Source organism: Immundisolibacter sp. (genome assembly GCF_041625615.1).
In the GTDB taxonomy this organism is placed as follows: domain Bacteria; phylum Pseudomonadota; class Gammaproteobacteria; order Immundisolibacterales; family Immundisolibacteraceae; genus Immundisolibacter.
Window position 1 is genome coordinate 1 of the sequence record NZ_JBFJTF010000200.1, and the last position, 3,036, is coordinate 3,036.

Consider the following 3,036-nt stretch of genomic DNA (forward strand, 5'->3'; position numbering starts at 1 on the left):
GCGCCGGCCTGGCTGTCGCAGGTGCATGGCACCGAGGTGGCCGGTCCGTTGGCGCCGCCCGGCGTGGTGGCCGATGCCCGCTATGCGGACTGTCCCGGCGTGGTGTGTGCGGTGCTGACCGCTGATTGCCTGCCGCTGCTGCTGTGCAGCGACGACGGGCGCGAGGTGGCGGCCGTGCACTGTGGCTGGCGTGGCCTGGCCGGCGGCATTGTCGACAAGGCCCTGGCACGTTTTCGGGCGCCGGCGGCCGCGCTCAGCGCCTGGCTTGGGCCGGCCATCGGGCCGGCGGCATTCGAGGTCGGCGGTGAAGTGCGCGAGGCGTTTCTGTCCCTCGATCCGGGGGCGCGGGCATGTTTCATCGCCGGCCGGGACGATCGCTGGCTGGCCGATCTTGCGGGGCTGACGCGCCGGGCCCTGGCGGCGGGCGGGGTACGGCGTGTGTATGGCGGGGATGCCTGCACGGTTACCGAGGCGGAGCGTTACTTTTCGTACCGCCGCGATGGCATCACCGGCCGCATGGCGAGCCTGGTGTGGTGCACCGAGTGAGTGGGCGCGCCGGTCCGCGGCGCCATCCTGTTAGGCTGTAGGCATGAAGTGGATACGACGCCTGCTGGTCGCGTTGCTGGTGTTGGTCGCGGTGCTGGGCGCGACGGCCGTCCTGCTGCCGCGCCTGGTCGACAGCGACACGCTGCGCAGCATGCTGATCGTCGCCGCCCGCTCCCACACCGGTCGGGAGCTGACGGTGGACGGCGATATTCGTGTCGCCGTGTTGCCGCGCCCGGCGGTGGTGTTGCCGCGCCTGGCGCTGGCCGATGCGGACGGGTTCGGCCCGGAGCCGTTCGCGAGCCTGGACGGTGCGCGCGCCAATCTGCGGCTGTGGCCGCTGCTGCGCGGGCGCCTGCAGGTGGCCAGCGTGGAGGTCGAGCGTCCCCAACTGCGCCTCACCGTGGATGCGGCCGGTCGCAGCAACTGGGGGGACTTGCTGCCGGAGCCACAGGCCGAGGCCTCGCCGGCACCGGCGTCCAGCGAGCCCGGCATTGCCGCCAGTCTGGCTGGCCGGGTGGGTATCGGGCGCATGCGGGTCAACGGCGGCGACCTGTTGTGGACCGATCGACGCAGCGGCCGCTGGGCGCGCGTTCGGGATCTGGACGTGGCGATCTCCGGCCTGGACCCAGGTCACCCGATACCGCTGACGGCGTCCGCCACGCTGGAGACGGGCGATCCGGTGCGCAGTGTCCAGCTGGACCTTGAAACCGACGTGCAATGGTCCGGCGAGGCGCTGTGGCACGCACGCGCGCTGAAGCTGGATGCCATTGTTGCCGGCGCCCCCTTGCGTGGGCAGCTGCCATTTCGACTGACCGGTGAGGCCAGCTTCGATCCGGCGCAGTCGCGGTTGGCCCTGCAGGATCTGACGCTGGCAGGCGACCCGTTAAGCCTTGCCGGTGATTTGACAGTGGCGCAGGCGGGCGATGGCCCGGTGGTCGGTGCCCAGCTGCGCATGCAGCGGCTCGATGTCCGGGCGCTGGCGCAGCAAATGGGCGTGGAGCTGGCCACCGCGGATGCTGAGGTGCTGCGCCAGATCAGTGGCAGCCTCGAACTCAGGGCGGATGCCGGTCAGGTCAATCTGGCACGGATGGAATTGGCGGTTGATGGTAGCCAGTGGCGTGGTTCGGCGCGTGTGCGAGATTTCGCGCAACCGGCGATCCGGTTCGAGCTCGAGGGTGACGGCCTCGACCTCGATCGTTACCTGCCGCCGACGCCCGCGTCCGGGTCTGCGAAGCCCGGTGAGGTGTCCGAGCTTGCAGCGTCGGACGTCGCGGTCGCGGCGTCGCCGGCCGATGTCCTGCGCCGGGCGGCTCGGCACGACGTCCAGGGTACGGTCACGGTGGGGTCCCTGAAGTTGCGCGGGATCGCCACTCAGAATCTCTCGCTGCAGGTGCGCAGTGGCCGGGGGCGGCTCGCACTCGAGCCGGTCAGCACGGCGTTGTACGGTGGAGCCCTGGAGGCCAGCGCGCGCGTCGACGCCAGCGGCCGGGGTGACCCGCGACTGCGTCTGAAGCTGTCGGCCACCGACGTGTCGATTGCGCCGCTGCTGCTCGCCCTGGCTGGCCAGGATGTCTTGCAGGGCCGCTTCACCGCAGGGGTCGAGGTCAGCGGTATCGCGGCTACCGGCGACGCGCTGCTGCGCAGCCTGAACGGCACCGCGCGGCTGAACGGAACCGATGGCGTGCTCAAGGGCATCAACCCGGATCGCAGCATCTGTCAGGCGCGGGCGGCCATCGACGCCGCCCGGGGGCGGGAGGTGGAGTCGTGCGACCCCAGTCCCGATGCGCAGTTCTCGGTGCTGCGCATGAGTGGCCCGATCAAGGCGGGTGTGTGGCGCAGCGAAGATCTGATGGTTGAGCAGGTGCGTTTCCGGCCCGACCGGTTCTACCGCATCACCGGCACCGGCACGCTCGACCTGGTCAGCACGGAAATCGACTATCGGCTCAGGGCGGCGTCGGTGCGTCGCGGCGCCGACGGGGCGTCCCAGGAAGACGTCCGCGAGGCGCCTGTGCCGCTGCGCGTGCGCGGCCGGCCCGGTGCGTTCACGGTGCAGCCGGAGCTGAAGGACGTGCTGCGGGATGAAGCGCTGCGGCGCCTGCAGGAAAAGCTGGAGTCGACGCCAGATGGCGACGACGAGGACGCGCCGGCCAAGCAATTGCTGCGCGGGCTGTTCGGGCGCTGACGCCCCGACCTTGCCGGCCCGGAGAGCGGCTGGCTAGAATGCCGGCAACCGCGGGTGTAGTTCAATGGTAGAACGGGAGCTTCCCAAGCTCTTAGTGAGGGTTCGATTCCCTTCACCCGCTCCAGTTTCGACGGCTGAACCACGCCCTCCGGGTCGTGGCGCGGTCGTCGTGTCGGCGTTACCCGTTGACGCAGCGCGCGATGGCCAAGATAATGCGCGGCTATTTCCCTGGAGGGGTTCCCGAGCGGTCAAAGGGATCAGACTGTAAATCTGACGGCTCAGCCTTCGGAGGTTCGAATCCTCCCCCC

At 70.3% G+C, this 3,036-nt stretch carries 2 protein-coding genes and 1 tRNA gene; all 3 read left to right on the forward strand.

The annotated features are described in order from the left end of the window. On the forward strand, window positions 1–546 hold a 546-nt coding region (gene pgeF, locus ABYX71_RS11350; protein WP_372696608.1), incomplete at its 5' end, for a peptidoglycan editing factor PgeF. Window positions 547–589: 43 nt separating this feature from the next. Beyond that, window positions 590–2,728 (forward strand): AsmA family protein, encoded by a 2,139-nt coding sequence (locus tag ABYX71_RS11355; protein ID WP_372696609.1) that lies wholly within the window; start codon window positions 590–592, stop codon window positions 2,726–2,728. A gap of 50 nt (window positions 2,729–2,778) precedes the next feature. After that, window positions 2,779–2,852 (forward strand) — tRNA-Gly (locus tag ABYX71_RS11360). Window positions 2,853–3,036: the final 184 nt, after the last annotated feature.

Bases quoted from the DNA above. Each gene is read 5' to 3' on its own strand.
- ABYX71_RS11355 (WP_372696609.1), top strand. From the start codon at position 590: ATGAAGTGGATACGACGCCTGCTGGTCGCGTTGCTGGTGTTGGTCGCG.